This is a genomic window from Nocardia sp. NPDC051570, assembly GCF_044454005.1.
In the GTDB taxonomy this organism is placed as follows: Bacteria; Actinomycetota; Actinomycetes; order Mycobacteriales; family Mycobacteriaceae; genus Nocardia.
Genome location: NZ_JBITDI010000001.1, coordinates 208,756 through 234,273, shown reverse-complemented (window position 1 = coordinate 234,273; position 25,518 = coordinate 208,756). Strand labels below are relative to the sequence as shown.

The following is a 25,518-nucleotide window of genomic DNA, read 5'->3' as shown; positions in this document are numbered from 1 at the left end:
TTCTTGCGTGTGCCGACGTTGCACACTCGAGCCCATCGACGCCGATATCCTGAGGAGACGTTTGTGATCACCGCGACCGACCTGGAGGTCCGGGCCGGAATCCGCACCCTGCTGACCGCGCCGGGTTCGGCGCTGCGGGTGCAGGCCGGCGACCGGATCGGATTGGTCGGGCGCAACGGCGCCGGCAAGACCACCACGCTGCGCATCCTTGCCGGTGAGGGTGAACCTTACGCCGGCAAGGTCATCCGTTCGGGCGAAATCGGTTATCTCCCACAGGATCCGCGCGAAGGCAACCTTGATATCCTGGCCCGCGACCGGGTGCTGTCCGCCCGCGGACTCGACACCCTGATCCGTGAGATGGAAAAGCAGCAGGCGCTGATGGCCGAGGTCGCCGACGACGCCGAGCGGGATAAGGCGATCCGCAAGTACGGCCGCCTCGAGGAGCGCTTCTCCGCGTTGGGCGGCTACGTCGCCGAGAGCGAGGCCGCGCGCATCTGCAACAGCCTGGGCCTGCCCGATCGCGCGCTCGGCCAGGCGCTGCGCACACTGTCCGGCGGACAGCGTCGCCGCATCGAGCTGGCGCGCATCCTGTTCTCGGCCTCCGACGGTAGCGGCGGCAAGTCCGGCACCACGCTGCTGCTCGACGAGCCCACCAACCACCTCGACGCCGACTCCATCACCTGGCTGCGCGGATTCCTGCAGGGCCACGACGGCGGCCTGATCGTGATCAGCCACGACGTCGAACTGCTCGAGGCCGTGGTGAACAAGGTCTGGTTCCTCGACGCCGTGCGCGGCGAGGCCGATATGTACAACATGGGCTGGAAGAAGTACCTCGACGCCCGCGCCACCGATGAGCAGCGCCGCCGCCGCGAACGCGCCAACGCCGAGAAGAAGGCCTCCGCGCTCAAGACCCAGGCCGCCAAGCTCGGCGCCAAGGCCACCAAAGCCGTTGCGGCACAGAATATGATCAAGCGCGCCGAGCGCATGCTCTCCGAGGTCGACGAGGTGCGCGTGGCCGACAAGGTGGCGCGGATCAAGTTCCCCGAGCCCGCCACCTGCGGTAAGACGCCGCTGATGGCCGAGAATCTGACCAAGATGTACGGCTCGCTGGAAATCTTCGCCGGTGTCGACCTGGCCATCGATCGCGGCAGCCGGGTGGTCGTGCTGGGTCTCAACGGCGCGGGTAAGACGACGCTGCTGCGCCTGCTGGCCGGTGTGGAGACCCCGACCGCGGGGCATCTGGTGCCCGGGTACGGCCTGAAGATCGGTTACTTCGCCCAGGAGCACGACACCCTCGACGATCAGGCCACGGTCTGGGAGAACATCCGCCACGCCGCGCCGGACGCGGGCGAACAGGATCTGCGCGGCCTGCTGGGCGCGTTCATGTTCTCCGGGCCGCAGCTCGAACAGCCCGCGGGCACGCTGTCGGGAGGTGAGAAGACCCGCCTGGCGTTGGCGGGTCTGGTGTCCTCGGCGGCGAATGTGCTGCTACTCGACGAGCCGACCAACAACCTCGACCCGATCTCCCGCGAGCAGGTGCTCGACGCGCTGCGCAGCTATGCCGGCGCGGTCGTGCTGGTGACGCACGATCCGGGTGCGGCCGACGCGCTGAATCCGGAGCGGGTGATCATGCTGCCCGATGGCGCCGAGGATCACTGGTCCCAGGACTACCTGGAGCTCATCCAGCTGGCCTGAGGCGGCGACGGCGTTGCCGACGACATTGGCGGCAACGCCTGTGCCGCAACAGGACTTATCCCACTGCAGTCTCTGTATCGCCGGAGTCCGAAGCGGAATCCGAAGAAGAGTCCTCTTCCGGTTCGGGCTTGGCGTGCTTGGGCGATGACTTGCTGACATCGGACTTCGGGGTGAAGCCCGAAATCAGTCCGGTGCTGGCCTTGCTGACCCCGGCACTGCCGGTGCCCAGCGCGGCGCTACCGGAGCCCAGGGCCTTGGCCAGCTGACCCAGCGGTCCGCCGATCGCGCTGCCGCTGCCCATGCCGAGCAGCTCACCACTGCCCGAGCTGAGCATGTCCGCGATGGGTGCGGCCGAGGCGCTTCCGGTGCCCAGGGCCGAGCTACCGGAACCGAGGGCCTGCGCCAGCGAACCGCCCGCACCGGCGCCGGCCTGGACGACCTGGGCGATGCTGGTCAGCAACCCGCCGAGATCCGGGGCCGCGGGGGCGGCCGGAGCGGGGCTCTTCTTGCGGGCGACGGTATCGGTCTTCTTGGCATGCTTGCCGCCGGTGTAACCGCCGGTCAGGCGCTCCGACTTGGGCTTGCTGCTGGTGTCGGCCACGGTCGTGACCGTGCGCTCGGTCTGCTGTTCGGGATTGTCGTAGGTGAGCGGGATTCCCGGCTTGGTGGCCGTGTCCTCGGTGGCCATCGGTGCGACGACCGCGGGTGCGGCGGCGACCCGCTCGGCCACGACGGGTGTGGACGCCAGACGGTCGGCGTTCGCCTTGGCGAGAACACCGGTCGCGCTGTCGAGATCGGTCCAGCTGGTGGTGGCCTCGACGGCCCGATTCTGATTCTGCTGCGCGCCTTCGGTGGAACCGTGTTCGGCGGCGACCGCCGCGGTCGCCAACGCGGTCATCGATAGCATGGCCATCCGGACCGGGCCGAGGGAGGTGCGCTTCGCGCTGTGTTTACCCATCAGTTGTTCCTTAGTCGAGAGTTCGGTACGCCGCGACGCAGTTCCTCGGGGAATTGTCGGCCGTCGGATCAGGCTGCGGCGCCTTGTAGATCTCCGTTATTCATCCGTGATGTAGATCGAATAGTAAAGGGGGCGAGTGGAAGTCGGCCACCCGAGTTAGGTCGGACTTAACTCGAGTTAACCTGTGCGGCCCGCGACCGGGCAGGATGCACGGTGATCTTGTGCGCAGCTCATGCCGACTGCCTGGCAGTTCTCCGGTTCGGGCGCCCGATCGTTAAGGCGGGCCTTCAAAAGTCTTCAGCTTCAGAGCGTTACGTTGCGATCTGATCACGAATTGAATACCCTTCGGGCACAGAACGATTCAACGAGCGTTGCGAGATACATCAGAAATCTCGTCAGCGTTGTTTTCATATGCGTATGTCCGTAAGAACATCAGGACTTTTCGAAGGGAACCATGAGTTTCTCGCCGGCCACCAAGCGTTCACTGTCGGCCACCATCGGCCTGTCGGCCTTTGCGATCGCTACCCTAGCCGGGGCCGCGTCCGCTGTCGCGGCGCCGCAATCGGATTCCTCTGCCGATGAAGTCATCCGCCTCACCAATGCCGAACGCGCCAAGGCGGGTTGCTCGCCGCTGAAGGCCGAAAGTCATCTGACCAAGGCTGCCCAGGCGCATACCGAGGATATGGCCTCGCACGGTTTCATGGACCACAACTCCTCCAAGGGTGATCCGGGCGACCGGATCTCCGCGGCGGGATATCGCGCGCAGACCTGGGCCGAGAATATCGCCCAGGGCTACAGCAGCGCCGCCGATGTGGTCGACGGCTGGATGAACAGCTCGGGTCACCGCGCCAACATCCTCAACTGCGGCCTGCGCGATATCGGCGTCGGCGTGGCCAAGGGCAAGGGTGGCACGTACTGGACGCAGGACTTCGGCACGTCCACCGGCGGCGGTAGCGACGACTCGGATAAGCCGGGCAAGCCCGGTGGCGATAACCCGGATAAGCCCGGCAAGCCCGGTGGCGGCGGCGATACGGACCAGCCCGGTCAGCCCGGCGATGGCGGCGATACGGACCAGCCCGGCAAGCCCGGCGATGGCGGCGATACGGACCAGCCCGGTCAGCCGGGCGACGGCGGCGATGACGGCGGCGACGGCGGCGGCTCGAACCCCTGGGACGACTGGTTCCCCAAGCCCGGCAACGGTGGCGACAACACCTCGAACCCGTGGGACGACTGGCTGCCCAAGCCCGGTAAGCCCGGTGGCGGCAAGCCGTCGAATCCGTGGGGCGACTGGCTGGGCGGCTGGTTCGGCAACCAGGCCGGCGGCAACGGCAACGTCTCGTGGGATCCGTGGAGCAACGGATTCGGCGGGCAGGGCAACGATTCCGATTCCGGGGGAGAAGACCTGGGCCAGCTTGCCGGTCAGGGCGGCAACTGGTCCAACGGCCCGCAACGGTGGTAGCGGGCGTGGCCGCTGCCCGGTGAGATGTTTTGGACCGTCTCACCGGGCAGCGACCCGACTCAATCCCCTTGGGCCAGACGCTGTTCCCCTGGCCCGTACGGGCCACTCCGGTGGCCCGCGCTGAGCGTTCTCGAGCCATGTTCCGGCCGTCCGCGATCTCGTGGGCGCGGGCGAGACGGCCGGAGAAAGTCATCGAATTAGGGGTTCGACGCCGGATTCGTGATGCGAATCACACGGAGGCGTTGATCACTGAACGCAGAGTGTCTAGCCTTGAATGAGGCTGCAGGGCGACCGGAGGAAGCCATGAGTGACAGGCCCGCACAAGGGAAGTCCACGTTGGGTAAGGGCACGCGCGTGACCGGAAAGTCGCGAGACCGCCTGCAAACCCAGCTCAAGAAGCAGTACGAGTCGGGTGCCAGCATCCGTTCATTGGCGCGGGAGACCGGCCGCTCGTACGGATTCATCCACAACGTGCTAGTGGAGTCGCATGTGCAACTCCGCAGCCGTGGTGGAGCCAATCGCCGCAAGTCGGCCGCGAAGTAGGGCCCGGGCGCTTTCGAATCATGGTGGCCGCGTGTGTTTTTCGTGGCCGATATGCGTGAGACTCGTCTCGCGGATTCGAGGCGCCGGGCTCCTTCACGCCGGTGGAGCGTAGCGCTGCTGGGTGATCGGGTGCGAACCGGTCGGTCCGTGCGCTAGAGTGCTTGCGCCGGTGTGATTCTGGGTCGGCGGATCGAATCGGTCAGTGCCGGTTGGCGTTTCGCTCGGCGCTCCAGTGTGGGGTGTCGACGAAGTGATTGTCGAATTCGTCCCCGCATCGCGGCCAATTCAGCGAGCGTCGCCTCACCGTGCGCGTCGCACTGACCGAGGCGGCCCGCGAGCTGGTCGACGCGGTCGTCACCGCGCATACCGACAGCGAGACCCGGCTGTTGCGCGTGCTGCTGGGCAGCCTCGAACAGGAGTAGCCGCGCTCAGCGCCCCGGCACCGCGGCGTCGGCGTTGACCAGGAAGTTGGCCAGGCTGTGGAAGATCGGCAGTCCGGTCTTGATCTCCAGATAGGCGAACTGCCCCTGCGGATTGACCTCGAGGAAGTAGTACTCGCCGTCGAGGCCCAGGCGGATATCGAGCACCCCGAACACCAGCCCCAGCGCCCCCATCAGTGTCGCGAGCGATTTGCTCACCGCGGCGGGCAAACGCGCGGGCGCGAACTCCACGGCCGTGTCCAGCCGTGAATCCACCCGTCCCACACCGGATTGCGAGTCGATGCGCACCGTCCACTCCAATCCGTCGATCCACACCACGCGCAGATCGCAGTCCGCCTCGATGTAGTCCTGGAAGGTGGTCGGCGCGGAGCGGATGGTGGCCAGGCGATCGAGATCGGCCGGGCCGAGCAGGCGGGTCTCGGAGAATGCCGCGCGCCCGGTTCCGGTGCGCTTGTAGACCACCCGGCCCGGCCGGGCCGCGACGAATTCGCGGGCCTCGTCCGGATCGTTGGTGATGAGCGTGTCGGGGACGGCGAAGCCGGAGCGGCGGGCGGTCTCCAATTGCACGATCTTGCGGCAGGCCGTGCGATCGGCCCCTGGGTCGTTGACCCACAGCGCGGGAATCGACCACAGCAGGCCCTGCAGGAAGCCATCGCATTCGGCCTGGCGGAAATCGTCGTCGGCGCTGGAGATTCCGTTCGCGACCAGGCTGCGGTGCGGGCGCCGCCACCAGACCGCGGTCACCGCGTCCAGGCCGGGGATATGCGAGAGCGTGCGCGCGGTGCCGATCCGGCCGAGGCGGAAACTGCCGCTCTCCCGCGGGAAGTCGCGCATATCGAGCCGAATCGGCGTGATGCCGTGCAGATTTCGCAGCGTCGCGGCCATCGCGTCGGCGTGTACGTCGTGGGTTTCGGTGACGATCAGCACCGAGCTCGCCGGGCTGCCCGCCATACCGTGCTGCCCTCAGTCCAGGCTGTCGCAGGCGGTGCCGTCGTCGCTGCGCGCGTCGGTCCTGGTCTGGCAGTAGGTGAAGGTCGCCCCGCCGACGCCGGGTGCGGCGGGCAGACGCAATTCGCGGGCCCAGTGCTCGGTGAGCCGGGCGAGCAACGCGTCGCCGCGGGCCGGAGAGGGCGCGTGGGTCAATGTCATCGGGCGTTCGGTCAGGTCGATGCGCAGCCGCCGGGTGAAATCGGCGGTCGCGCCCGGCCGGACACGCACCCGCACGCGGCGCTCGAAATGGCTTGGGCCGCCGCCGTATTCATCGACGGACAGGACATCGGCACGATCGAAGGTCCAGACGCCGTCGGTCACGCGCACACTGACCGACCGCTCCGATTGGGCCACCAGATCCCCGGAGATCGGTGGCATGACGGCGTGAAGGTCGGCATCGAACATGGGCTGGTCTCCGATCTGCTCGCGGTTTGCCACGGAGGCTGAGCGTGATCTGGATCATATCCCGCGCCGGGTGCTGATCGGTTCGCAACGAAAGATTTCAGGTGTGTGTGCGGACGGGGCGCGTGCGCGCGGAATCCGCTATCGCCGAAAGACGTTCGGTTGAGCGCTCAACCGTTCACAGGCCGAGCAGATCCGGTGCGTCGGTCAGTTCGCGGAACCGCTCGACCGGATTCGATACGAGTTTGCGCGTGGACAGGTCCATCAGTCCGGTCACCACCGTGATGTCGGCGGATACGGTGCCGTCGAGCTTGACGACCTGCTGGCGGAATCGGAAGATCTTGCCCGTACCCCACTCGAAGGCGCTGGTCACATTCACCTCATCGCCCAGATGCAGTTCCCGCAGGTACTTGATGGTGGATTCGAGGACCACCGGGCCCAGCCCGGTCACGCGCATCTTCTCCGCATCCACTCCGGCCGCCCGGAAGTGCTCCCAGCGCGCGTGCTCGGCGTACTGGTGATAGACGGCCTGATTCAGGTGGCCGTTGACGTCGATTTCGTATCCACGGACGGTGACGGGCACAGAGAAGGTCATACGTTCCAGAACCTCCAGTCGATCACCCGGTATTTCCGGATGGGCGGTGTCGTGTGTCACGACCTGCGATCACAAGGGTATTCATCGATTAGTGCACGCATTGCGCGCATACCTCCCCAATCCGGTGCTGCCCGGCGGCCCTCGGACCTACCGTGGCGAGACAAGGGTGTTTCATGCGGACGAGGAGTACACGATGATCGACGTCATCACGTTTCGTGGGACCAATGAGACGCGCAATCCGGATGGTTCCCCCGCGGGAATGCTGGCCGCCATCGCCGATCTGCTCGATCCCGGGAGTTTCCGCTGTTTCGAACCGGTGTGGCCGGCCTCGATCGGGCCCGACCCCGCCGTCTGGGGGCCGTCGCTGGACACGTCGGTCGCCGACGGCATCAGCGCCGGGGTGCAGGCGATGCAGGAATCGACGAATGTCTGTGGGGTGCTGAGCTATTCGCTGGGCGGTATCTGCGCGAGCCGGATCCTGGAGGGGGTGCAGTCCGGTCAGTACACCAATACCGACGGCAGTCCGCTGGAGATCGCCTTCGCGGTGCATATCGCCAATCCGCTTCGGCGGGCCGGTGATTCGGTCGACGATCTGTGCCCGCCGACGACGTTCGGACTGCACGGACAGCACGGCGACTGGCCCGCGCAGGTCGCCACCAGGGAGTACGCCAATCCGGACGACATCATCACCGCCTCCCTGGCGGATTCGCCGCTGCGGATCATCGATGTGGGCATCTCGCCGTTCTCGTTCGTCGAGGGTGCCCGCTTCGGGAATGTCAGCTACCTGATCTTCGGCGAACTGACGCGGTGGCTGGTGACCGATCCGGTGGCCAATCTCGAGCGCTATGTGCAGGCGGTCAACGGCGCTGTCGGCCTGCTCACGACCGGCGGCCCGCATGTGGCCTATGCGACGCAGACGATGCCCGGTACGAACGTCGTCTGGACCACCCACGCGGCCCAGTACATCAACAGCACCTTCGCGTAGTCAGGGCTTGCGGCGCACCGACGCCTCCACCAAATCCAGGATGGCTTCGAGGTTTTGGTTAGCGTGGCCGGAGGCGATGCGGGCGATGAGGCCGTCCAGGACGAGGTCCAGATAACCCAGCAGGACATCGGTGGGGACGTCGTCGCGCAGGGCGCCCGCGGCCTTGCGGCGTTCCAGTCGCGCCAGGGTGGCCGCGGTGAGTTCGGCGGAGCGCTGGGTCCAACCGGCGGCGAATTCGGGGTCGGTGCGCAGGCGTCTGGCGATCTCCAGGCGGGTGCCGAGCCAGTTGTACTGCGCCGGGTTGGCGAGCATTTCGCGCATCACCTGCACGATGCCCTGATTGGCCGCGACCTCGGCCATCCGCTCGGCATCCTCCTGCGCGAGCGAGAGGAACAGCGCGTCCTTATCGCGGAAGTGATGGAAGATCGCACCCCGGGACAGGCCGATGGCCTCCTCCAGACGACGTACCGTGGCACCCTCGTAGCCGTATTCGGCGAAGCAGCGTCGTGCCCCGTCCAGGATCTGGCTGCGCCGGGCGGCGAGATGGTCGTCACTGACCTTGGGCATGGGCTCCTCCAAACGGGGTGTGCGCGAAACCCCCGCTCCCTGCGCGGGGAGCGGGGGTCTTGCACGAGCGACGAGCGGAGATCCTGGTCCCCGACAGCGAATTCGGGGACCAGGACATGATGGCAACTTCCGATCAGCCCCGGATCATGTTGCGCAGGACGAACTGCAGGATGCCGCCGTTGCGGTAGTAGTCGGCCTCACCGGGGGTGTCGATGCGGACCACGGCGTCGAAGGTGATCTTGTCTCCGTTCTCCTTGGTGGCGGTCACCTTCAAGGTCTTCGGAGTCACCCCCTCGTTCAGCTTGGTGATGCCCTCGATGTCGAACACCTCGGTGCCGTTCAGCTTCAGCGACGCGGCCGATTCACCCGCCGGGAACTGCAGCGGGATCACGCCCATGCCGATCAGGTTGGAACGGTGGATGCGCTCGAACGATTCGGTGATCACCGCGCGCACGCCCAGCAGGCTGGTGCCCTTGGCCGCCCAGTCGCGCGAGGAACCCGAGCCGTACTCCTTGCCGCCCAGCACGACCAGCGGAGTGCCGGCCTTCTGGTAGTTCTGCGAGGCATCGTAGATGAACGCCTGCGGGGCGCCGTCCTGGGTGAAGTCGCGGGTGTAACCACCCGAGACGTCGTCGAGCAGCTGGTTGCGCAGCCGGATGTTGGCGAAGGTGCCGCGGATCATCACCTCGTGGTTACCGCGACGCGAGCCGTAGGAGTTGTAATCCTTGCGCTCCACGCCGTTGGCCTCGAGGTACTGCGCGGCCGGGGTGCCCGGCTTGATGTTGCCCGCGGGGGAGATGTGGTCGGTGGTGACCGAATCGCCCAGCAGCGCAAGCACTCGCGCGCCGGTGATGTCGGCCACCGGCTTCGGGCTCTGCGGCATGCCGTCGAAGTACGGAGGCTTGCGCACGTAGGTCGACTTCGGCGCCCATTCGAAGGTCTTACCCTCCGGGGTGGGCAGCGAGCGCCAGCGCTCGTCGCCCTTGAAGACGTCCTTGTAGTCCTCGAGGAACATATCGCGGGAGATGACCCGGTCGATGGTGTCCTGGATTTCCTGCGGCGCGGGCCAGATGTCGCGCAGGAACACGTCCTTGCCGTCGGTGTCGGTGCCCAGCGCGTCATGCTCGAAGTCGAAGTCCATCGTGCCCGCGAGCGCGTAGGCGATGACCAGCGGCGGGGAGGCCAGGTAGTTCATCTTCACGTCGGGGGAGATGCGGCCCTCGAAGTTACGGTTACCCGACAGCACCGCGGTGACGGTCAGGTCGTTGTCGTTGACCGCCTTGGAGATCTCCTCCGGCAGCGGGCCGGTATTACCGATACAGGTGGCACAGCCGAACGCGACCAGGTTGAAGCCCAGCTTGTCCAGATACGGCCACAGGCCGGCCTTTTCGTAATACCCGTTGACGACCTGCGAACCCGGCGCCATCGAGGTCTTGACCCACGGCTTGCGAGTCAGGCCCTTCTCCACGGCATTACGCGCCAGCAGCGCGGCGCCGATCATGACCGACGGGTTGGAGGTGTTGGTGCAGGAGGTGATCGAGGCGACCACCACGGCGCCGTGATCGAGGATGAAGTCGCCGTACTCCTCGGTCTGCACCTTGACCGGCTTGGACGGGCGGCCCACCGCGCCGTTGGCGGCGGTCGGCAGCACGGCGTCGTCGTCGGCGAAGGAGAGCGCGGCCGGATCGCTGGCCGGGAAGGACTCCTCGATCGCCTCGTCCAGATGCGAATGCGGCGCGGCCTCCGGATCGGAGGTGTAGTTGTGGATGTCCTTGCGGAAGGCGATCTTGCTCTCCGACAATAGGATCCGGTCCTGCGGGCGCTTCGGGCCGGCGATGGAGGGCACCACGGTGTTCAGGTCCAGCTCGAGGTACTCCGAGTAGGCGGCCTCGTTATCCGCGTCGTGCCACAGGCCCTGCTCCTTGGCGTAGGCCTCGACCAGCGCGACCTGCTCATCGGAGCGGCCGGTCAGCTTCAGGTAGTCGATCGTGACCGAGTCGATCGGGAAAATCGCGGCGGTGGAACCGAATTCGGGGCTCATATTGCCCAGGGTGGCGCGGTTGGCCAGCGGCACCTCGGCGACGCCCTTGCCGTAGAACTCGACGAACTTGCCGACCACACCGTGCTTGCGCAGCATATCGGTGACGGTGAGCACGACGTCGGTCGCGGTGACGCCCGGCTTGATCTCACCGGTCAGCTTGAAGCCGACCACGCGCGGGATCAGCATCGAGACCGGCTGGCCCAGCATGGCCGCCTCGGCCTCGATACCGCCGACGCCCCAACCCAATACGCCCAGGCCGTTGACCATGGTGGTGTGCGAGTCGGTGCCGACACAGGTGTCCGGATAGGCCTGGCCGTCGCGGATCATCACGACGCGGGCCAGATGCTCGATGTTGACCTGGTGCACGATGCCGGTGGACGGCGGGACGACCTTGAAGTCGTCGAAAGCCGTCTGGCCCCAACGCAGGAACTGGTAGCGCTCGCCGTTGCGCTGGTATTCGATGTCGACGTTGCGCTCGAAGGCGTCCGCGCGACCGAATACGTCGATGATGACCGAGTGGTCGATGACCATCTCGGCGGGGGCCAGCGGGTTCACCTTGTTCGGGTCGCCGCCCAGGGCCGCGACGGCCTCGCGCATGGTCGCCAGGTCCACGATGCAGGGCACGCCGGTGAAGTCCTGCATGATGACTCGCGCCGGGGTGAACTGGATCTCGGTGTCGGGCTGGGCGTTCGGATCCCAGCTCGCGATCGCGCGGATGTGATCGGCGGTGATGTTGACGCCGTCCTCGGTGCGAAGCAGATTCTCCGCGAGGACCTTCAGTGCGTAGGGCAGCTTCTCGGTGCCGGGCGCGGCAGACAGACGGAAGATCTCATACGACCGATCTCCGACCTGCAGGGTGCCCTTGGCGCCGAATGTATCGATGCTCGTCATACGTTCAGCTCCACTCGTCGTGTCTGATGGGGCCCGTACGGGGCCCTACGTGGTTTAAGCTCGCTGCCTCCCCCGGGCCCTGATGTCCAGGCCCCGAAGGAGGGGGTGGCTACCGGCGGGGCTGTGCCGGCGGCCGAGGTCGAGGGCGCAGTCTTGGGCTGTGCGCCTCGTACTTTCAACGGTAACAGTACGCTTGTCCTGTGAAACGCGGGGGGCACGTCCAGCGAGGCGTCCCGAATCCATCATGCCCCGGTCGCGTACTGTGCATTCGATCGCCTGAACTGTGTTGGATGCCCGTCGCCCTGGGAGGCGGCTCGACAGACCGGATGGAAGATGACCGTCTCGCACGCCTCGGTTTTCACCCCCATGGCCGCGGAGCTACCGCCGGACACCGATCTGAGCGCGATGCTGGTCGATCTGGCCGACAATCATGTCGCCGCGCCGAAGGGTGTCGATCAGGACGGCATGGCCGCGGTCGCGCAGGATGCCCTGGATCACGGAATCCCGTTGAGCATCATCGTCGTTCCCGGCAATCCGGCGCCGGATTCGAGCCTGCGCGACCTCGCGACCCAGGTCGGGCAGTCCGAGCACGGCACGGTGCTGGTGCTCAGTGACGACTGGGCGGGCACCTACAGCGATTCGATCAGCCGTCATCAGCTCGAGCGGGCCGAGGATGTCGCCAAGTACCGCGGGCACGGGCACGGCGCCGAGGCGGCGCAGGCCTTCGTCGCCCGGCTCGAGAAGCCGGACATGGTGTCCTGGACGGCCGTGACCGGTGTGCTGCTGGCGGGCATGGTGATCGTGATCGGCGGGCTGTATGTCCTCAAGTCCCGTCGCGCCGCACGGGAGCAGGCCGCCGCCACGGCGTCATAACTGATCGCTCGCCCAGTCCGTAGCGGACCCTGTTTACCTGACATCCGGTCCGTTCTGTCCGGCAGAACCCTATGGCGTATCAGGCTATCGCCAGGCTACTTCCGAAAAACCCGGCGACGATCCCGTCGACTCTGCGTCTTCCGGGGCTGAAGTGTCGTACCGTTTTCCGAAGACACTTTTGGGGAAGAAGTGTCGCATGGGTCACCAGAGGCCGGTGCTGCTGTGGGTTCGTATGTTGCTCGTGAGGCAGTGCCGGTGACCGATCGCTCCAGAAGTCCTGGCCGGACCTTGTTCCCCGGGAGCTGCGGCGGGATGCAGGGAGGTGTCATGCGAGTGTCGGCGAGGCGATTCGGCGGCCCGCTGCGGGTCGCCATGGGATTGCTGTTATGTGCGGCCGCGCTATCGGCGAATATCGCCGTCGCGGGTGGGGTGCCCACACCCCCGCCGAATCCCAGCGACGGCGATATCGCCGCGGCGGGAGGTCAGGTCGATGCCTCGCTGGGCCAGGTGGGGGGCCTGATCAACGAGGTCGCCGCGGTCGAACAGCAGCTACAGCAGCTCGATACCGAACTCGCGGGCAAGCGCGAGGCGGTGAACAAGGCACTGGTCGATCTACAGGTCTCCCGCGAGGCCGTCGACGCGGCCGCGGCAGTGGTCGCGGGCACCCAGCACGATCTGGCCGATGCTGGGGTCAAGGTCGGCAAGGCGCGGGCGGATTTCGACCAGTTCGCCATCGAGGCGTATACCCGGCCGGGCACCAATGCCATGGTCAACGTGCTCGCCGGGGCCGATCCCGACCTGGCCCTCGAGCGGGCCCAGTTGCTGTCGGTGGCCTCCAAGACCCAGCAGGACGCCCTGGACCGATTGCGCCGCGCGCAGGTCGAACAGGCCAACCGCGATTCGACCGCCCGGCAGGCCAAACAGGCCGCCGATGCCGCCGCGGCGGCCGCCGAGCGGAAGAAGGTCGAGGCGCAGAACGCGGTCGCGGCCGTGAAGGCCGCCCAGGATCGGCAGGTCGGCAATCGCATTGCCCTTGTCCAGCAGCGTGATTCGGCTCAGCAGCGACTCGATGCCGCGCGGCAGCGGGTCGCCGGTCTGCAGGGGCAGCGCGATGCGTATCTGTCCTGGGATCGCCAGCGCCGGGCCGAGGAGGCCGCCGCCACGGCCGCCGCGGCAGCGGCCGCGGCCCGGACCGCGGCGAATAAGGACGCCCGCGATCGGGCCGAGCAATTGGGTGCGGGCAAGCGCCCGCACACCCAGTTCGACAACTCCCCGCCGCCGCGGCGATCCCTGATCCATCCACCCCATCGCCCCACGGGAAATCGCGGTCAGCTGATCGAGACCGTCGTGGACCGTGCCATGTCACAGCTGGGGGTCACCTATTCCTGGGGTGGCGGCGACGAGGACGGTCCGACCAAGGGCATTCACGACGGCGGCGTCGCCGACAGTTACGGCGATTTCAACAAGGTCGGCTTCGACTGCTCCGGACTGATGATCTATGCCTTCGCGGGTGTCGGAATATCGCTGCCGCATTACAGCGGCTATCAGTACCAGATGGGCACCCGGGTGCCGGTGGCCGAACGCGAACGCGGCGACATGCTGTTCTGGGGAACCAATGGCAGCGAACATGTGGCGCTGTATCTGGGCGACGGCAGGATGATCGAGGCACCGGAATCTGGTGATGTGGTGAAGATCTCGCCGGTTCGCGAGGGTGGAATTATGCCTGACGCAGTCCGGCTCATAGCGTGATACCCGTTCCACATAAAGCGAGGAAATCGGACGGTTCTACCATTCGACAATCGGACAATCGCGTCAATGCGGAGGAAGAAATCGCCGCGTGAGCAGGCGATCGTCCCAGTTGCTGCCAGGTGGAAGCACTGTTAGCGTGCGATCGGTGATCACGATGAAACCTGTTGCACCGGAGTCGGTTCGGTCGCAGCTGTGATCACGACCGACCCGCCGCCCGCGTGAAACACAGTCACATTCCTACGACGCTCGTTCATCGAACGAGCGCCGGGAATGGCGCACGCCCGCGAACGTGACGGCGAAACGTGAATGCATTTCCCGCATTTACGCAAAGAATTCCGGAACATATGGGAGTCCCCGCATGACCACGCCCGAAATCACGCGTCCCCTGGCACCCAGCGAGGCGATGTTCGCCGGCAATCAGCTCTATGTCGGATATTCCGTCCGCACCTCGGGCGAGCTGGATCTGACCGCGCTCGCGACCGCCTACGAGGCCGTCTGCCGTACCTATCCGGTGCTCGCGGCCCGCCTGGACACCACCGCCGACGGCGAGGCGGTCCTCGTGACCTCCGATATCCGGCCCACGCTGGGTGTCGGCACCGGACCGCTGGATCGCCCGCTGTCCGGGGTCGATCTGGACCAGGCGCACGCATTGAGCGGGCTGAGCGTCACCTACGACGGCACCGAGGCGAGCGTCACCCTGGCGACGCATCACAGCGTCGCCGACGCCTACCACTCCTTCGGCGTGCTCACCGCGCTGTGGGATCGCTACATCGACACCGTCGAGGGCGTCTCGGCGACACTGCGTCGCCATCCGTATCCGAAATCGGTCGAGCAGTTGCTCGCCGAACGCGGCATCGATCAGCTCGCGCCCGCCCCGGCCGATCCGAGGACCGCGCCCGCCGACGCACCGGCCGCGCCGAATTCGCCCGCGACCGAACCGATCACGTTCGCGATGGCCCGCCACCGCCTGACCGCCGCGGAGACCACCGCCCTGGCCGACCTCGGCCATCGCGAGCGCCTCACGATCAACGGCCTGCTCTCCGCGGCACTCCTGCTGGCGGAGGCCGAGATTCGCCGGGTGTCGCTCGCGGAACTGATCTACGTGTACCCGGTGAATCTGCGCACCCGGCTCACCCCGCAGATCGGGCTCACCGAGGGCACCAATGTGCTCGGCTTCGCGCACTTCCAGCCCACCACCCCGAGCGCCGATCCGCTCACCCTCGCCCGCGAGATCAGCGCCGGACTGCGTGCCGGACTCGCCGAGGGACTCATTCAACGCAGCACGCTGGCGCTGAGCGATCCGCAGGCGATGGCCCAGGCCGCGGCGGCGATGTCCGCGGGGGCGGTCGTGATGACCAACTGGGGTCCGGTTCCGGCGCTGCGCGCACCGGCAGAACTGCGGCTCACCGACTTCCGCGGCACCTTCCACGCGAAGGTCGCGGCCGATCTGCCGGACGCATCGCTGTACGGCGGTTGCTATCTGGTGAGCACCTTCGACGGACGGCTCAGCATCGAGATCCCGAGCACCGACGCCGACCCCGAGGCCGGACACGCCCGCATCGACGCACTGCGCGATCGGCTGAATCACCTGCTGTCGCGGGCCTGATCCGAGCGCCGCCCAGCGGCCGCCGCCGATGATGTGCGTTACTGTGCAAAGTGTCGCGCAACACGCGGCGAGCCGCCGGGCACGCGGTCGCTGCCTGGGAAGACGGCAGGCCCCCGAACGGGAGCCGCGCGGAATCCCCCGGCCGCGTTGGGGGAGGATGCCAAACCTGGAATAGTTGTGGGAAACACACTTCGGTGCGAACCACGAATGCAGCGACGAGCCTCTCGGGGCCGGACTAGGCGAAAGCGGGGATGTTGGTGACTTCGACGGATGGTGTGAGCACGGTGAACTCGGTGCAGGACGCGCCGGCGCCCAACACCCTCGAGCGCGATGTCCAGATCCTGGAGAAGGCGATCTACGAAGTCAAACGGGTGATCGTGGGCCAGGACCGCCTCGTGGAGCGATTGCTGGTCGGCGTGCTCGCCCGCGGGCATGTGCTGCTGGAAGGCGTGCCGGGCATCGCGAAGACCCTGGCCGTGGAGACCTTCGCCCGGGTCGTGGGCGGTTCGTTCTCGCGCGTGCAGTTCACGCCGGACCTGGTGCCCACCGACCTCGTCGGCACGCGCATCTACCGGCAGGGCCGCGAGGAGTTCGACACCGAATTGGGCCCGGTCGTGGCGAATTTCGTGCTCGCGGACGAGATCAACCGCGCCCCGGCCAAGGTGCAGTCGGCGCTGCTCGAGGTGATGGCCGAGCGGCATGTGTCGATCGGCGGTAAGACCTACCCGATGCCCGATCCGTTCCTGGTCATGGCGACCCAGAACCCGATCGAGAGCGAGGGCGTGTACCCGCTGCCCGAGGCGCAGCGCGACCGCTTCCTGTTCAAGGTGGTCGTCGACTATCCCTCGGTCGAGGAGGAGCGCGAGATCATCTACCGGATGGGTGTCACCCCGCCGGAAGCCAAGCAGATCCTCGATCCCACCGAGCTGATCCGACTGCAGAAGTTGGCCGCCAGCACCTTCGTCCACCACGCGCTGGTGGATTACGTGGTCCGGGTGATCGCCGCGACCCGCAAACCCGCCGAATTCGGCATGACCGACGTCGCGGGCTGGATCGCCTACGGCGCCTCGCCGCGCGCGAGCCTGGGCATCATCGCCGCCGCGCGCGCGGTGGCCCTGATCCGCGGTCGCGATTACGTGGTCCCGCAGGATGTGGTCGAGGTCGTGCCCGATGTGCTGCGCCACCGCCTGGTGCTGTCCTACGACGCGCTGGCCGACGAGGTCAGCCCCGACGACGTGATCCGCCGCGTGCTGCAGACGGTCGGCCTGCCGCAGGTCGCCCCGCAGGCCAACGCACCGGGTCAGCCGGCGGGCCAGCAGCCGGGCGGACCCGCACCGATGCCCGCCGCACCGCAGCAGCCCGCGCCGCCGGCGCCCAACGGTCAGCAGGCCGCCGGGCAGCCACAACAGCAGCGTCAGTGAGCGAGGCATCGGATCCGGTTGCACCAGTGACGATTCCAGCGAACGTTCCCGCCCGGGGCGCGGCGCCGCCGTCGTTTCGTTCCGGTGGGCTCACCGACCCGCATCTGACCGCGGCGCTGAAGACCCTGGAACTGACCGTGCGCCGTCGCCTCGATGGCGTTCTGCACGGTGACCATTCCGGCTTGATCCCCGGCCCCGGTTCCGAACCCGGTGACGCGCGGCTGTATCAGCCGGGCGACGATGTGCGCCAGATGGATTGGTCGGTCACCGCCCGCACCACCCATCCGCATGTGCGGCAGATGATCGCCGACCGTGAGCTCGAGACATGGCTGGTGGTCGACCTGTCGGCCAGTCTCGACTTCGGCACCGCGCTGTGCGAGAAGCGCGATCTGGCGGTCGCCGCGGCGGCCGCGGTCACGCATCTGACCGGCGGCGGCGGTAACCGGATCGGCGCGGTCATCGCCAATGGCGAGCGCCTCTATCGAATTCCCGCCCGCAGCGGGCGAATTCACGCGCAGTCCATGCTGCGCGCCATCGCGACCACACCACACGCCGCCGACGGGGTGCGCGGGGATCTGCGCGGCGCCATCGAGGCGCTGCGCCGCCCGCAGCGCAAACGCGGTCTGGCCGTGGTCATTTCGGACTTCCTCGGCGATATCGACTGGCAGCGCCCGCTGCGCGCCATCTCCGGCCGCCACGATCTGCTCGCGGTGGAGGTGCTCGATCCGCTGGATCTGAACCTGCCCGATGTGGGCGATGTGGTGTTGCACGATCCGGAGACCGGGCGCACCCGCGAATTCACCGTGACCCCCGCGCTGCGAAGCGATTTCGCACACGCGGCGCAGCAGCATCGCGACCAGGTGGAGCAGACGCTGCGCAGCGCCGGCGCGCCGGTGATGACCCTGCGCACCGATCGGGATTGGATCGCCGACGTCGTCCGGTTCGTGTCCACCCGGCGCCACACCTTCGGCGCCCCGTCCGGACGGGCTCCTCGACAGTGAGCATTTCGCATTTCTCCGCGGCCATCTGGCTCGGCTTCCTCCTCGTCGTCGCGCTGCTGGCGTTGCTGTATGTGCTCAATCAGCGCCGCCGCCAACGACATCTGCTGCTGTTCTCCAATATGGAGACCCTGGAGCGGGTCGCGCCCAAGCGGCCCAGCGCCTGGCGGCATGTGCCGGTGGCGCTGCTGCTGGCGGGCCTGGTGCTGTTGACGATCGCCGCGGCCGGACCGCAGGCGGCCAAGAAGGTGCCGCGCAACCGCGCGACGGTGATGCTGGCCATCGACGTCTCGCTGTCGATGGAGGCCACCGACGTGCCGCCGTCGCGAATCCAGGTGGCCAAGAAGGCCGGTAAGGATTTCGTCGACGAACTGCCCCGCGGCATCAACCTCGGACTGGTGTCGTTCGCGGGCACGGCCTCGGTATTGGTCTCTCCCACAACCAATCACGAGGCCGTCAAGGCCGCCATCGACAACCTCAAGCTCGCCGAGCGCACCGCCACCGGTGAGGGCATCTTCTCCGCGCTGCAGGCCATCGACACCCTCGGTTCGGTGCTCGGCGGCGCACAGGATCCGCCGCCCGCGCGGATCGTGCTGATGTCCGACGGTAAACAGACCGTCCCGGCGTTCGAGGATTACGAGAATCCGCGCCACGAGTTCGTCGCGTCCCGGGTGGCCAAGAGCAAGAACATCCCGATCTCGACGATCTCGTTCGGCACTACCTGGGGCCGGGTGCAGATCCCGCTGCCCGACGGCGGCAGCCAGGACGCACCGGTTCCGGTCGACAACGACGCCATGCAGCAGATCGCGAAACTGTCCGGCGGCGATTTCTTCACCGCGTCCACGCTGCAGGAATTGACCAAGGTCTACGACACGCTGCAGAGCCAGATCGGGTACGAGATGACCATCGGCGATGCGAGTCGGCCGTGGTTGTTGCTGGGTCTGCTGCTGACGGCCGCGGGCGTGCTGACGAGTCTGGTATATCGGCAACGGCTGCCGTAGCGGGCTGTTGCCTCGGCCCCTGAACACGGATTTCAGAGGCGAATGCGACACTCTTGCAGGCCTTTGCGCGATGGCGACGGGCCTCGGGCCGAATCCGGCCCGGTCGCAGCGGATCGAGCGGACGAAGGTAGGTTGATGCCCATGTCGAACATCACATCTCGATCGGTACTGGTCACGGGCGGTAACCGGGGCATCGGCCTGGCCGTCGCCCAGCGCCTGGCCGCCGACGGGCATAAGGTGGCTGTCACCCATCGTGGATCGGGCGTGCCTGCGGGTTTGCTGGGTGTGAAATGCGATGTGACCGATACGGAGTCGGTGGATGCGGCCTTCGCGGAGGTCGCGGAGAAGCAGGGTCCGGTCGAGGTGCTCGTGGCCAACGCGGGCATTACGGACAACACGCTGCTGATGCGGATGAGCGAGGATCAGTTCACCCGGGTCATCGACGCGAACCTCACCGGTGCGTGGCGCTGTGCCAAGCGGGCTACCCGGGATATGCAGAAGGCCAAGTGGGGCCGCATGATCTTCCTGGGTTCGGTGGTCAGCATGTCCGGCGTCCCCGGACAGGTCAACTACGCCGCGTCGAAGGCGGGCCTGATCGGTATGGCGAGGTCGATCACGCGAGAAATCGGTTCGCGCAACATCACCGCCAACGTGGTGTCGCCCGGGTTCATCGATACCGATATGACCCAGGAGATGGAAGCCAGATTCATCGACGCGGCCATGCAGGCCATTCCGGCCAAGCGCATCGGTAAGCCTGAAGAGGTCGCCGCCGCGATCAGCTTCCTGACCTCCGATGACGCCGCTTACATCTCCGGTGCCGTCATTCCGATCGACGGTGGCATGGGCATGGGCCACTAGCTTTTCGCATTACGCACACATCAGACCTCGCACCGACACAGGAGATCCCAATACCCATGAGCGGATTGCTCGAAGGCAAGACCGTCCTCATCACGGGCATCATCACCGATTCCTCGATCGCCTTCCACGCCGCCAAGGTCGCGCAGGAGCAGGGCGCGAAGGTGCTCATCACCGGAATTCCGGAGCGGCTGCGGCTGATCGATCGGATCGCCAAGCGCCTGCCGCAGGAGGTTCCGGCGGCGATCGGCCTCGATGTCACCAGCGAGGAGGATCTGGCCGCGCTGCCCGACAAGGTGCGCGAGCTCGCGCCCGAGGGCGTCGACGGCGTGCTGCACTCCATCGCCTTCGCACCGCGCACCCTGATGGGTCCCGACGCCAAGCCGTTCCTCGACGGCCCGGGCCCCGACGCGTCCAAGGCGTTCGAGATCTCGGCCTGGAGCTACGCCTCGCTGGCGCGCGCCGTGCTGCCGATCATGAACGAGGGCGGCTCGATCGTCGGCATGGATTTCGATCCGCGCACCGCGATGCCGTACTACAACTGGATGGGCGTGGCCAAGGCCGCGCTGGAGTCGGTGAACCGGTACGTGGCGCGAGAGGTGGGCGAGGCCAAGCGAATTCGCTCCAACCTGATCGCCGCCGGCCCGATCAAGACCCTCGCCGCCAAGGCCATCGCGGGCACCGCCACCGATGACGCCAAGCAGCTGAGCATGCTCAACACCTACTGGGACGGCGCCTCGCCGATCGGCTGGGATGTCGACGATCCGACCGTGGTGGCCAAGTCCATCGTGACGATGCTGTCGGATTGGCTGCCGGGCACCACCGGCTCCATCATCTACGTGGACGGCGGCGCGAGCCACAACACCTGGTTCCCCGCGGACGGATTCCCCGCGAACTGATGACCACGTCCGTCGACGCGCTCCTGCTGCTCTCCTTCGGCGGACCCGAACGCCCCGAGGACGTACTGCCGTTCCTGGAGAACGTCACTCGGGGCCGGGGTGTGCCGCCGGAGCGGTTGGCCGAGGTGGCCGAGCACTACCTGCATTTCGGGGGAGTGTCGCCGATCAACGCGCTCAACCGGGACATCATCGCGGCGATCGAGGCCGAATTCGCCACGCGCGGAATAGATCTGCCCGTGTACTTCGGCAACCGCAATTGGCATCCGATGGTCGAGGAGACCGTGGCGCGGATGCGCGGCGACGATATCGGTGCGGCGCTGGTGTTTCCGACCTCGGCCTGGGGCGGCTACTCCGGCTGCCGCCAGTACGACGAGGATATCGTCCGGGCGCGCTCAGCGGTCGGCGAGGGTGCGCCGACGCTGGTCAAGCTGCGGCAGTACTTCGATCATCCGCTCCTGATCGAGGCCTTCGCCGACGCGATTCGCGCCGCGCGCGAACAGCTTCCGGCCGATTGCTGCGATCGGGCGCGGCTGGTGTTCACCGCGCATTCGATTCCGGAATCGGCGGACGAGGCGGCCGGTCCGCCCGCCGACGGCGGGCGCCTCTACAGCCGTCAGGTCGCCGAGGCGGCCCGATTATGCGCCGCGGCAGGCGGATTCGACGATCATGATGTGGTGTGGCAGTCGCGTTCGGGTCCGCCGCAGGTGCCGTGGCTGGAGCCGGATATCGTCGATCATCTGGATGCGTTGTCCGGCAAGGGAATCGACGCCGTGGTGGTCTGCCCGGTCGGCTTCGTCTCCGATCATCTCGAGGTCGTCTGGGATCTGGACAACGAGGCCGCGGTGAGGGCGGGCGAGCTGGGCATGGCGTTCGCGCGGGCCGCGACGCCGGGATCGGATCCACGCTTCGCCGCGCTGGTGGCCGAGCTGGTCGCGGAGCATCTGACGGGTGCGCCCGCGCGGCGGCTGGGCGAGGTGCCCGGATACGGATGCACCACCGACGGTGTGCCGTGCGCGGTCGGCTGCTGTGCACCGGCGCGGCGCGGGCGCTGATTCCGTCACGGAAAGTGCAAGAGCCCCGGATGGTTCAGGCGTCCTGCGCGGTAACGGCCCGGGGGCGCTTCGTCGCTCGGCGACTCCGCGTCCTCGCCCACCGACGGCTCGGTCTCGATCGATGCCGAAAGCTCCTGCTGCGCGGCGGCTTTCAGTAGAGCATCCGCTCTCGTCGGCGATATCGCCGCACTGGTGCCCGGGATCGCCGCCGTCCGCGTCGCGGTTGTCGTCCCGGTCGACGGCAGGAACAGCGACGCCGCCGCGATAGCGACCACCGCGGCTACGGCCGCGCCCGCCAGCGCGAGCGGCCGTCGCGAGCCGACTCCGGTGAGCGGTGTGGCCCGTCGCGCCGCGTAGCGGGCGGCGCCGATGGCGACGCAGTGGGCGGGATCGGCCGAGATGACCACCGGCCCGAGCTCGGCCAGCACGCCCGCCACCTCCGGTGCCCGAGCGGCGCTGCCCACCAGCAGAATTCGATCGATCTCGTCGAGCGATACCCCGGCCGACCGGATCCCCGCACGGATCACCGCGAACGACGCTCGGACATACGCGGCGCGCGGCCCGTCGTACTCGTCGAGAGCGGCGTCGTCCTCGCCGAGCGGGATCGGGCTGAAGCCGGGCGCCCGCACCGGCGTCCCGGCGATCACCGCCTCCCCGGAACCGACCCGGACCACCGCGATATCCAGACTCGTCGCCTCGAGGTCGTAGACCAGCACCAGCCGCGGTGGCCGCGGGCCGTACTCGTATTCGAGGTATTCGACGGCGGCGATCGGCGCCGCGATCGGCGCCACCCGCGCGGGCAGCGGCTCGCAGCCGTCCTGCGACCGTGCCACGACGACATTCACATCGGCGGGTACCGACGTGAGCAATTCCCGCACCAGGGACGATTCCGGGGTCCCGGCCGTGCGGCTACCCACCGTCACCCGGCCGCCCGCGGTCACCGTGGCGAATACGGTCGTGACCGGGCCGAAGCTCACCCCCACACCGGTGATGGCCGTCGTGCCGACCATGCGTCTCCCCTCGGGTCGAGTTATCGATCAGTGGACGCAGTTCGATCGCCAAATGTTAGCTAGGGGAACGATGTCCGGTCGAGGGTCCTGGCGAAGATGTTGTGCGAATCATGTTCTACCTTCAAGGAAGATCGTTCGAGGGAAATGAGGGGCCACATGTCCGACGCGGGCGTCCGCACGACGGTCGATTTCTGGTTCGATCCGCGCTGTCCCTGGGCGTGGCTCACCTCGCGCTGGATCCTCGAGGTGGAGAAGGTGCGGCCGATCGAGATCCGCTGGCACATCATGAGTTTGGCCGTGCTGAACGAGAATCGGCTCGACGAGCTGCCCGAGCAGTACCGCCGCTGGAATACGACGGGCTGGTATCCGGTGCGGGTCTGCGCCGCCGCCGAACAGGCATACGGCGGTGAGGTTCTCGGCCCGCTGTACACCGCGCTCGGCACCCGCATCCATAGTCGAGGCGAGAAGCAGACCCGGGAGACCTTCGCGGCCGCGCTGTCGGAGGCCGGCCTGCCCGGCGGCCTCGCCGATGCCGCGTATTCCACCGACTACGACACGCTCGTGCGCGCCTCCCATCACGAGGGAATCGGTCTGGTCGGGGAGGATGTGGGCACTCCCGTTCTGGCGGTGCCGGGTCCCGGCGGCGCGCGGATCGCCTTCTTCGGGCCGGTCGTCACGCCCGCCCCGACGGGCGAGGCGGCGGCGCGACTCTGGGACGGCGTTCTGCTGGTCGCTGGTACGCCGGGTTTCTACGAACTCAAACGGAGCAGGGACGCCGAACCGACGTTCGACTGAGAGAGATGGGTGGCTGATGTCGCGGTTCTTCGTGGTCGGGTTTCTCGCGATCGCCGTCGTGGTGGTCGGTGTGGTGGCGTCGATCGGGTCCTGGGCGTGGTGGATTCTGGTGGCCCTGGTCGCGGCGGCGCTGGGGGTCGGGGTGTACGACGTGGTGCAGACGAAACATGCGGTGCTGCGGAACTATCCGATCCTCGGCCATCTGCGGTATCTGCTGGAGGGTATTCGGCCGGAGTTGCAGCAGTACTTCATCGAGCGCAACGTCGACGGCCGCCCGTTCGACCGCGATGTGCGCACCATGATCTACGAGCGCGCCAAGGGCATTCACGGCGAGCTGTCCTTCGGCACCGAACGCGATGTCGAATCGGTGGGCTATGAAGCGCTGGTGCATTCCACCGCTCCGGTCGAGGAACCGGACGAGTCGCCGCGCGTGCTGATCGGCGGCCCGGACTGCCGCCACCCCTATTCGATGGCGCTGCTGAACATCTCGGCGATGAGCTTCGGCGCGCTGTCGGGAAATGCGTTGCGCGCCTTGAACCAGGGCGCGGCCGCCGGCGGTTTCGCGCACGACACCGGGGAGGGCGGGCTGACGCCCTATCACCTCGAGGCCGGGGCCGATGTGGTGTGGGAGATCGGTTCGGCGTATTTCGGCACCCGCACCCGCGACGGCCGATTCGATCCGCTCGAATTCACCGACAGGGCCGCCTACGACCAGGTGAAGGTCATCTCGATCAAACTGAGCCAGGGCGCGAAACCCGGTCTGGGCGGGGTGCTTCCGGCCCCGAAGGTGAGTGCGGAGATCGCCCGCTATCGCGGCGTGCCCGCGCACGAGAAGGTCGTGAGCCCGGCGGCGCATACGGAATTCCATACTCCGCGTGGGCTGATCCACTTCGTCGCCCGCCTGCGCGAACTGTCCGACGGTAAACCCGTCGGGTTCAAGCTGTGCGTCGGCTCCCGCATCGATATCCTCGCGATCTGCAAGGCCATCCTCGCCGAGGGCACCGCCCCCGATTTCATCATCGTCGATGGCTCCGAGGGCGGAACCGCCGCCGCCCCACTGGAATACGAGGACAACATCGGCCTGCCCCTGACCGATGGACTGATGACCGTCCACAACGCCCTGGTCGCGACGGGCCTGCGCGAGCGTATCCGCCTCGGCGCCAGCGGTAAGGTCGCCACCGGCACCGATATCGTCAAACGCCTCATCCAGGGCGCCGATTACACCAATTCGGCCCGCGCCATGATGATGGCCATCGGCTGCATCCAGTCCCAGCGCTGCCATACCAACAACTGCCCCGTGGGTGTGGCCACCCAGGACCCGCGCCGCGTCCGCGCCCTGGACGTCGCCGATAAGGCCCTGCGCGCCCAGCGTTTCCAGGAGGCCACGGTGCGACAGGCGGTGCAGATCATGGCCTCGCTCGGCGTCGACGACCCCACCCTGCTCACCCCGCATATGCTGCGCAAGAAGATCTCCCCGACGATCATGCGCTCCTATTCCGAACTCTACGAATGGCTCGCGCCGGGGCAGATGCTCGACGATCCGCCGCCCGGATGGCGCGCGGATTGGACTGCGGCGGATCCGGATTCGTTCCGGCCGGTCATGCGTTCGTGAGCCGGTAGACCGAGACGTGGGATGGGGACCGCGCCGTGAACGGGGTTCCCGTCCAATCCGCGTGCCGGGCTTCCAATGCGA

The 25,518-nt window shown here is 67.3% G+C and carries 23 protein-coding genes; 16 read left to right on the top strand and 7 right to left on the bottom strand.

Annotated elements, in window-relative coordinates:
* The first annotated feature begins 63 nt into the window (after positions 1-63).
* Positions 64-1,695: an ABC-F family ATP-binding cassette domain-containing protein gene (locus ACIA76_RS01045; RefSeq protein WP_397146989.1), complete on the top strand. Its 1,632-nt coding sequence runs from the start codon at positions 64-66 to the stop codon at positions 1,693-1,695.
* Positions 1,696-1,750: 55 nt separating this feature from the next.
* On the opposite strand, the gene ACIA76_RS01040 is transcribed toward ACIA76_RS01045, so the two are convergent.
* Positions 1,751-2,653 carry a hypothetical protein gene (locus tag ACIA76_RS01040; protein ID WP_397146987.1) on the bottom strand — a complete coding sequence of 301 codons (903 nt, stop codon included), beginning with the start codon at positions 2,651-2,653 and terminating at the stop codon, positions 1,751-1,753.
* A 454-nt stretch (positions 2,654-3,107) separates the two neighbouring features.
* Between ACIA76_RS01040 and ACIA76_RS01035 the strand changes: the two genes are divergently transcribed.
* The 3 genes from ACIA76_RS01035 to ACIA76_RS01025 all read left to right on the top strand — a co-directional run bounded on the left by ACIA76_RS01035 (position 3,108) and on the right by ACIA76_RS01025 (position 5,077).
* On the top strand, positions 3,108-4,112 hold the full coding sequence (locus ACIA76_RS01035) for a CAP domain-containing protein (protein WP_397146985.1): 1,005 nt from the start codon (positions 3,108-3,110) through the stop codon (positions 4,110-4,112).
* 303 nt (positions 4,113-4,415) lie between these two features.
* The gene (locus tag ACIA76_RS01030; protein WP_397146983.1) at positions 4,416-4,655 is read left to right on the top strand and encodes a helix-turn-helix domain-containing protein; all 240 of its coding nucleotides are present in this window, start codon (positions 4,416-4,418) and stop codon (positions 4,653-4,655) included.
* Between the two features lie 254 nt (positions 4,656-4,909).
* A complete protein-coding gene (locus ACIA76_RS01025; RefSeq protein ID WP_397146980.1) occupies positions 4,910-5,077 on the top strand; it encodes a hypothetical protein in 168 nt (55 codons plus the stop codon).
* Between the two features lie 6 nt (positions 5,078-5,083).
* On the opposite strand, the gene ACIA76_RS01020 is transcribed toward ACIA76_RS01025, so the two are convergent.
* The 3 genes from ACIA76_RS01020 to ACIA76_RS01010 form a co-directional block, all read right to left on the bottom strand.
* Positions 5,084-6,046, bottom strand: coding sequence for a hypothetical protein (locus ACIA76_RS01020; RefSeq protein ID WP_397146978.1), 963 nt, complete (start codon positions 6,044-6,046; stop codon positions 5,084-5,086).
* Between the two features lie 12 nt (positions 6,047-6,058).
* On the bottom strand, positions 6,059-6,523 hold the full coding sequence (locus ACIA76_RS01015) for a hypothetical protein (protein ID WP_397146976.1): 465 nt from the start codon (positions 6,521-6,523) through the stop codon (positions 6,059-6,061).
* Positions 6,524-6,665: 142 nt separating this feature from the next.
* The gene (locus ACIA76_RS01010) at positions 6,666-7,082 is read right to left on the bottom strand and encodes an acyl-CoA thioesterase (protein WP_397146974.1); all 417 of its coding nucleotides are present in this window, start codon (positions 7,080-7,082) and stop codon (positions 6,666-6,668) included.
* Positions 7,083-7,275: 193 nt separating this feature from the next.
* On the opposite strand from ACIA76_RS01010, the gene ACIA76_RS01005 reads away from it, so the two are divergent.
* On the top strand, positions 7,276-8,067 hold the full coding sequence (locus tag ACIA76_RS01005) for a hypothetical protein (protein ID WP_397146972.1): 792 nt from the start codon (positions 7,276-7,278) through the stop codon (positions 8,065-8,067).
* Here ACIA76_RS01005 and ACIA76_RS01000 read toward each other — a convergent pair whose 3' ends face one another.
* Both ACIA76_RS01000 and ACIA76_RS00995 read right to left on the bottom strand, forming a co-directional pair.
* A complete protein-coding gene (locus tag ACIA76_RS01000) occupies positions 8,068-8,634 on the bottom strand; it encodes a TetR/AcrR family transcriptional regulator (protein WP_397146970.1) in 567 nt (188 codons plus the stop codon).
* Positions 8,635-8,767: 133 nt separating this feature from the next.
* Positions 8,768-11,566 carry an aconitate hydratase gene (locus ACIA76_RS00995; protein WP_397146968.1) on the bottom strand — a complete coding sequence of 933 codons (2,799 nt, stop codon included), beginning with the start codon at positions 11,564-11,566 and terminating at the stop codon, positions 8,768-8,770.
* A gap of 333 nt (positions 11,567-11,899) precedes the next feature.
* Here ACIA76_RS00995 and ACIA76_RS00990 point away from each other — a divergent pair, with 333 nt between their 5' ends.
* From ACIA76_RS00990 to ACIA76_RS00950, 9 genes are all read left to right on the top strand, one after another.
* The gene (locus ACIA76_RS00990; RefSeq protein WP_397146966.1) at positions 11,900-12,439 is read left to right on the top strand and encodes a DUF6676 family protein; all 540 of its coding nucleotides are present in this window, start codon (positions 11,900-11,902) and stop codon (positions 12,437-12,439) included.
* Positions 12,440-12,766: 327 nt separating this feature from the next.
* The gene (locus tag ACIA76_RS00985) at positions 12,767-14,188 is read left to right on the top strand and encodes an NlpC/P60 family protein (RefSeq protein ID WP_397146964.1); all 1,422 of its coding nucleotides are present in this window, start codon (positions 12,767-12,769) and stop codon (positions 14,186-14,188) included.
* A 358-nt stretch (positions 14,189-14,546) separates the two neighbouring features.
* Positions 14,547-15,794, top strand: a complete 1,248-nt coding sequence (locus tag ACIA76_RS00980; RefSeq protein ID WP_397146962.1) for a hypothetical protein — start codon at positions 14,547-14,549, stop codon at positions 15,792-15,794.
* A gap of 251 nt (positions 15,795-16,045) precedes the next feature.
* Positions 16,046-17,215 carry an AAA family ATPase gene (locus ACIA76_RS00975; RefSeq protein WP_397146960.1) on the top strand — a complete coding sequence of 390 codons (1,170 nt, stop codon included), beginning with the start codon at positions 16,046-16,048 and terminating at the stop codon, positions 17,213-17,215.
* A 26-nt stretch (positions 17,216-17,241) separates the two neighbouring features.
* The gene (locus tag ACIA76_RS00970) at positions 17,242-18,216 is read left to right on the top strand and encodes a DUF58 domain-containing protein (RefSeq protein ID WP_397146958.1); all 975 of its coding nucleotides are present in this window, start codon (positions 17,242-17,244) and stop codon (positions 18,214-18,216) included.
* A complete protein-coding gene (locus ACIA76_RS00965; protein ID WP_397146956.1) occupies positions 18,213-19,214 on the top strand; it encodes a VWA domain-containing protein in 1,002 nt (333 codons plus the stop codon). The genes ACIA76_RS00970 and ACIA76_RS00965 overlap by 4 nt, the downstream gene beginning before the upstream one ends.
* 141 nt (positions 19,215-19,355) lie before the next feature.
* Positions 19,356-20,072, top strand: a complete 717-nt coding sequence (gene fabG1 / locus ACIA76_RS00960; protein ID WP_397146954.1) for a 3-oxoacyl-ACP reductase FabG1 — start codon at positions 19,356-19,358, stop codon at positions 20,070-20,072.
* 56 nt (positions 20,073-20,128) lie between these two features.
* Entirely contained in the window at positions 20,129-20,968 is an 840-nt protein-coding gene (gene inhA, locus ACIA76_RS00955; protein WP_397146952.1) for an NADH-dependent enoyl-ACP reductase InhA, read from the top strand.
* Positions 20,968-22,020, top strand: a complete 1,053-nt coding sequence (locus tag ACIA76_RS00950) for a ferrochelatase (protein ID WP_397146950.1) — start codon at positions 20,968-20,970, stop codon at positions 22,018-22,020. The genes inhA and ACIA76_RS00950 overlap by 1 nt, the downstream gene beginning before the upstream one ends.
* Before the next feature lie 5 nt (positions 22,021-22,025).
* Here the strand turns inward: ACIA76_RS00950 and ACIA76_RS00945 are convergent, their stop codons facing one another.
* A complete protein-coding gene (locus ACIA76_RS00945; RefSeq protein ID WP_397146948.1) occupies positions 22,026-23,030 on the bottom strand; it encodes a hypothetical protein in 1,005 nt (334 codons plus the stop codon).
* A gap of 156 nt (positions 23,031-23,186) precedes the next feature.
* Between ACIA76_RS00945 and ACIA76_RS00940 the strand changes: the two genes are divergently transcribed.
* The gene (locus tag ACIA76_RS00940; protein WP_397146946.1) at positions 23,187-23,825 is read left to right on the top strand and encodes a DsbA family protein; all 639 of its coding nucleotides are present in this window, start codon (positions 23,187-23,189) and stop codon (positions 23,823-23,825) included.
* 16 nt (positions 23,826-23,841) lie between these two features.
* Complete coding sequence (locus tag ACIA76_RS00935; RefSeq protein WP_397146944.1) at positions 23,842-25,437, top strand: FMN-binding glutamate synthase family protein; 1,596 nt, start codon at positions 23,842-23,844, stop codon at positions 25,435-25,437.
* Positions 25,438-25,518: the final 81 nt, after the last annotated feature.

Bases quoted from the DNA above. Each gene is read 5' to 3' on its own strand.
- ACIA76_RS00975 (WP_397146960.1), top strand. From the start codon at position 16,046: ATGTTGGTGACTTCGACGGATGGTGTGAGCACGGTGAACTCGGTGCAG.
- ACIA76_RS01040 (WP_397146987.1), bottom strand. From the start codon at position 2,653: ATGGGTAAACACAGCGCGAAGCGCACCTCCCTCGGCCCGGTCCGGATG.
- ACIA76_RS01005 (WP_397146972.1), top strand. From the start codon at position 7,276: ATGATCGACGTCATCACGTTTCGTGGGACCAATGAGACGCGCAATCCG.
- ACIA76_RS00945 (WP_397146948.1), bottom strand. From the start codon at position 23,030: ATGGTCGGCACGACGGCCATCACCGGTGTGGGGGTGAGCTTCGGCCCG.
- ACIA76_RS01000 (WP_397146970.1), bottom strand. From the start codon at position 8,634: ATGCCCAAGGTCAGTGACGACCATCTCGCCGCCCGGCGCAGCCAGATC.
- ACIA76_RS00990 (WP_397146966.1), top strand. From the start codon at position 11,900: ATGACCGTCTCGCACGCCTCGGTTTTCACCCCCATGGCCGCGGAGCTA.
- ACIA76_RS00995 (WP_397146968.1), bottom strand. From the start codon at position 11,566: ATGACGAGCATCGATACATTCGGCGCCAAGGGCACCCTGCAGGTCGGA.
- inhA (WP_397146952.1), top strand. From the start codon at position 20,129: ATGAGCGGATTGCTCGAAGGCAAGACCGTCCTCATCACGGGCATCATC.
- ACIA76_RS01020 (WP_397146978.1), bottom strand. From the start codon at position 6,046: ATGGCGGGCAGCCCGGCGAGCTCGGTGCTGATCGTCACCGAAACCCAC.
- ACIA76_RS00980 (WP_397146962.1), top strand. From the start codon at position 14,547: ATGACCACGCCCGAAATCACGCGTCCCCTGGCACCCAGCGAGGCGATG.
- ACIA76_RS00950 (WP_397146950.1), top strand. From the start codon at position 20,968: ATGACCACGTCCGTCGACGCGCTCCTGCTGCTCTCCTTCGGCGGACCC.
- ACIA76_RS00985 (WP_397146964.1), top strand. From the start codon at position 12,767: ATGCGAGTGTCGGCGAGGCGATTCGGCGGCCCGCTGCGGGTCGCCATG.
- ACIA76_RS00940 (WP_397146946.1), top strand. From the start codon at position 23,187: ATGTCCGACGCGGGCGTCCGCACGACGGTCGATTTCTGGTTCGATCCG.
- ACIA76_RS01035 (WP_397146985.1), top strand. From the start codon at position 3,108: ATGAGTTTCTCGCCGGCCACCAAGCGTTCACTGTCGGCCACCATCGGC.
- ACIA76_RS01030 (WP_397146983.1), top strand. From the start codon at position 4,416: ATGAGTGACAGGCCCGCACAAGGGAAGTCCACGTTGGGTAAGGGCACG.
- ACIA76_RS01010 (WP_397146974.1), bottom strand. From the start codon at position 7,082: ATGACCTTCTCTGTGCCCGTCACCGTCCGTGGATACGAAATCGACGTC.
- ACIA76_RS00935 (WP_397146944.1), top strand. From the start codon at position 23,842: ATGTCGCGGTTCTTCGTGGTCGGGTTTCTCGCGATCGCCGTCGTGGTG.
- fabG1 (WP_397146954.1), top strand. From the start codon at position 19,356: ATGTCGAACATCACATCTCGATCGGTACTGGTCACGGGCGGTAACCGG.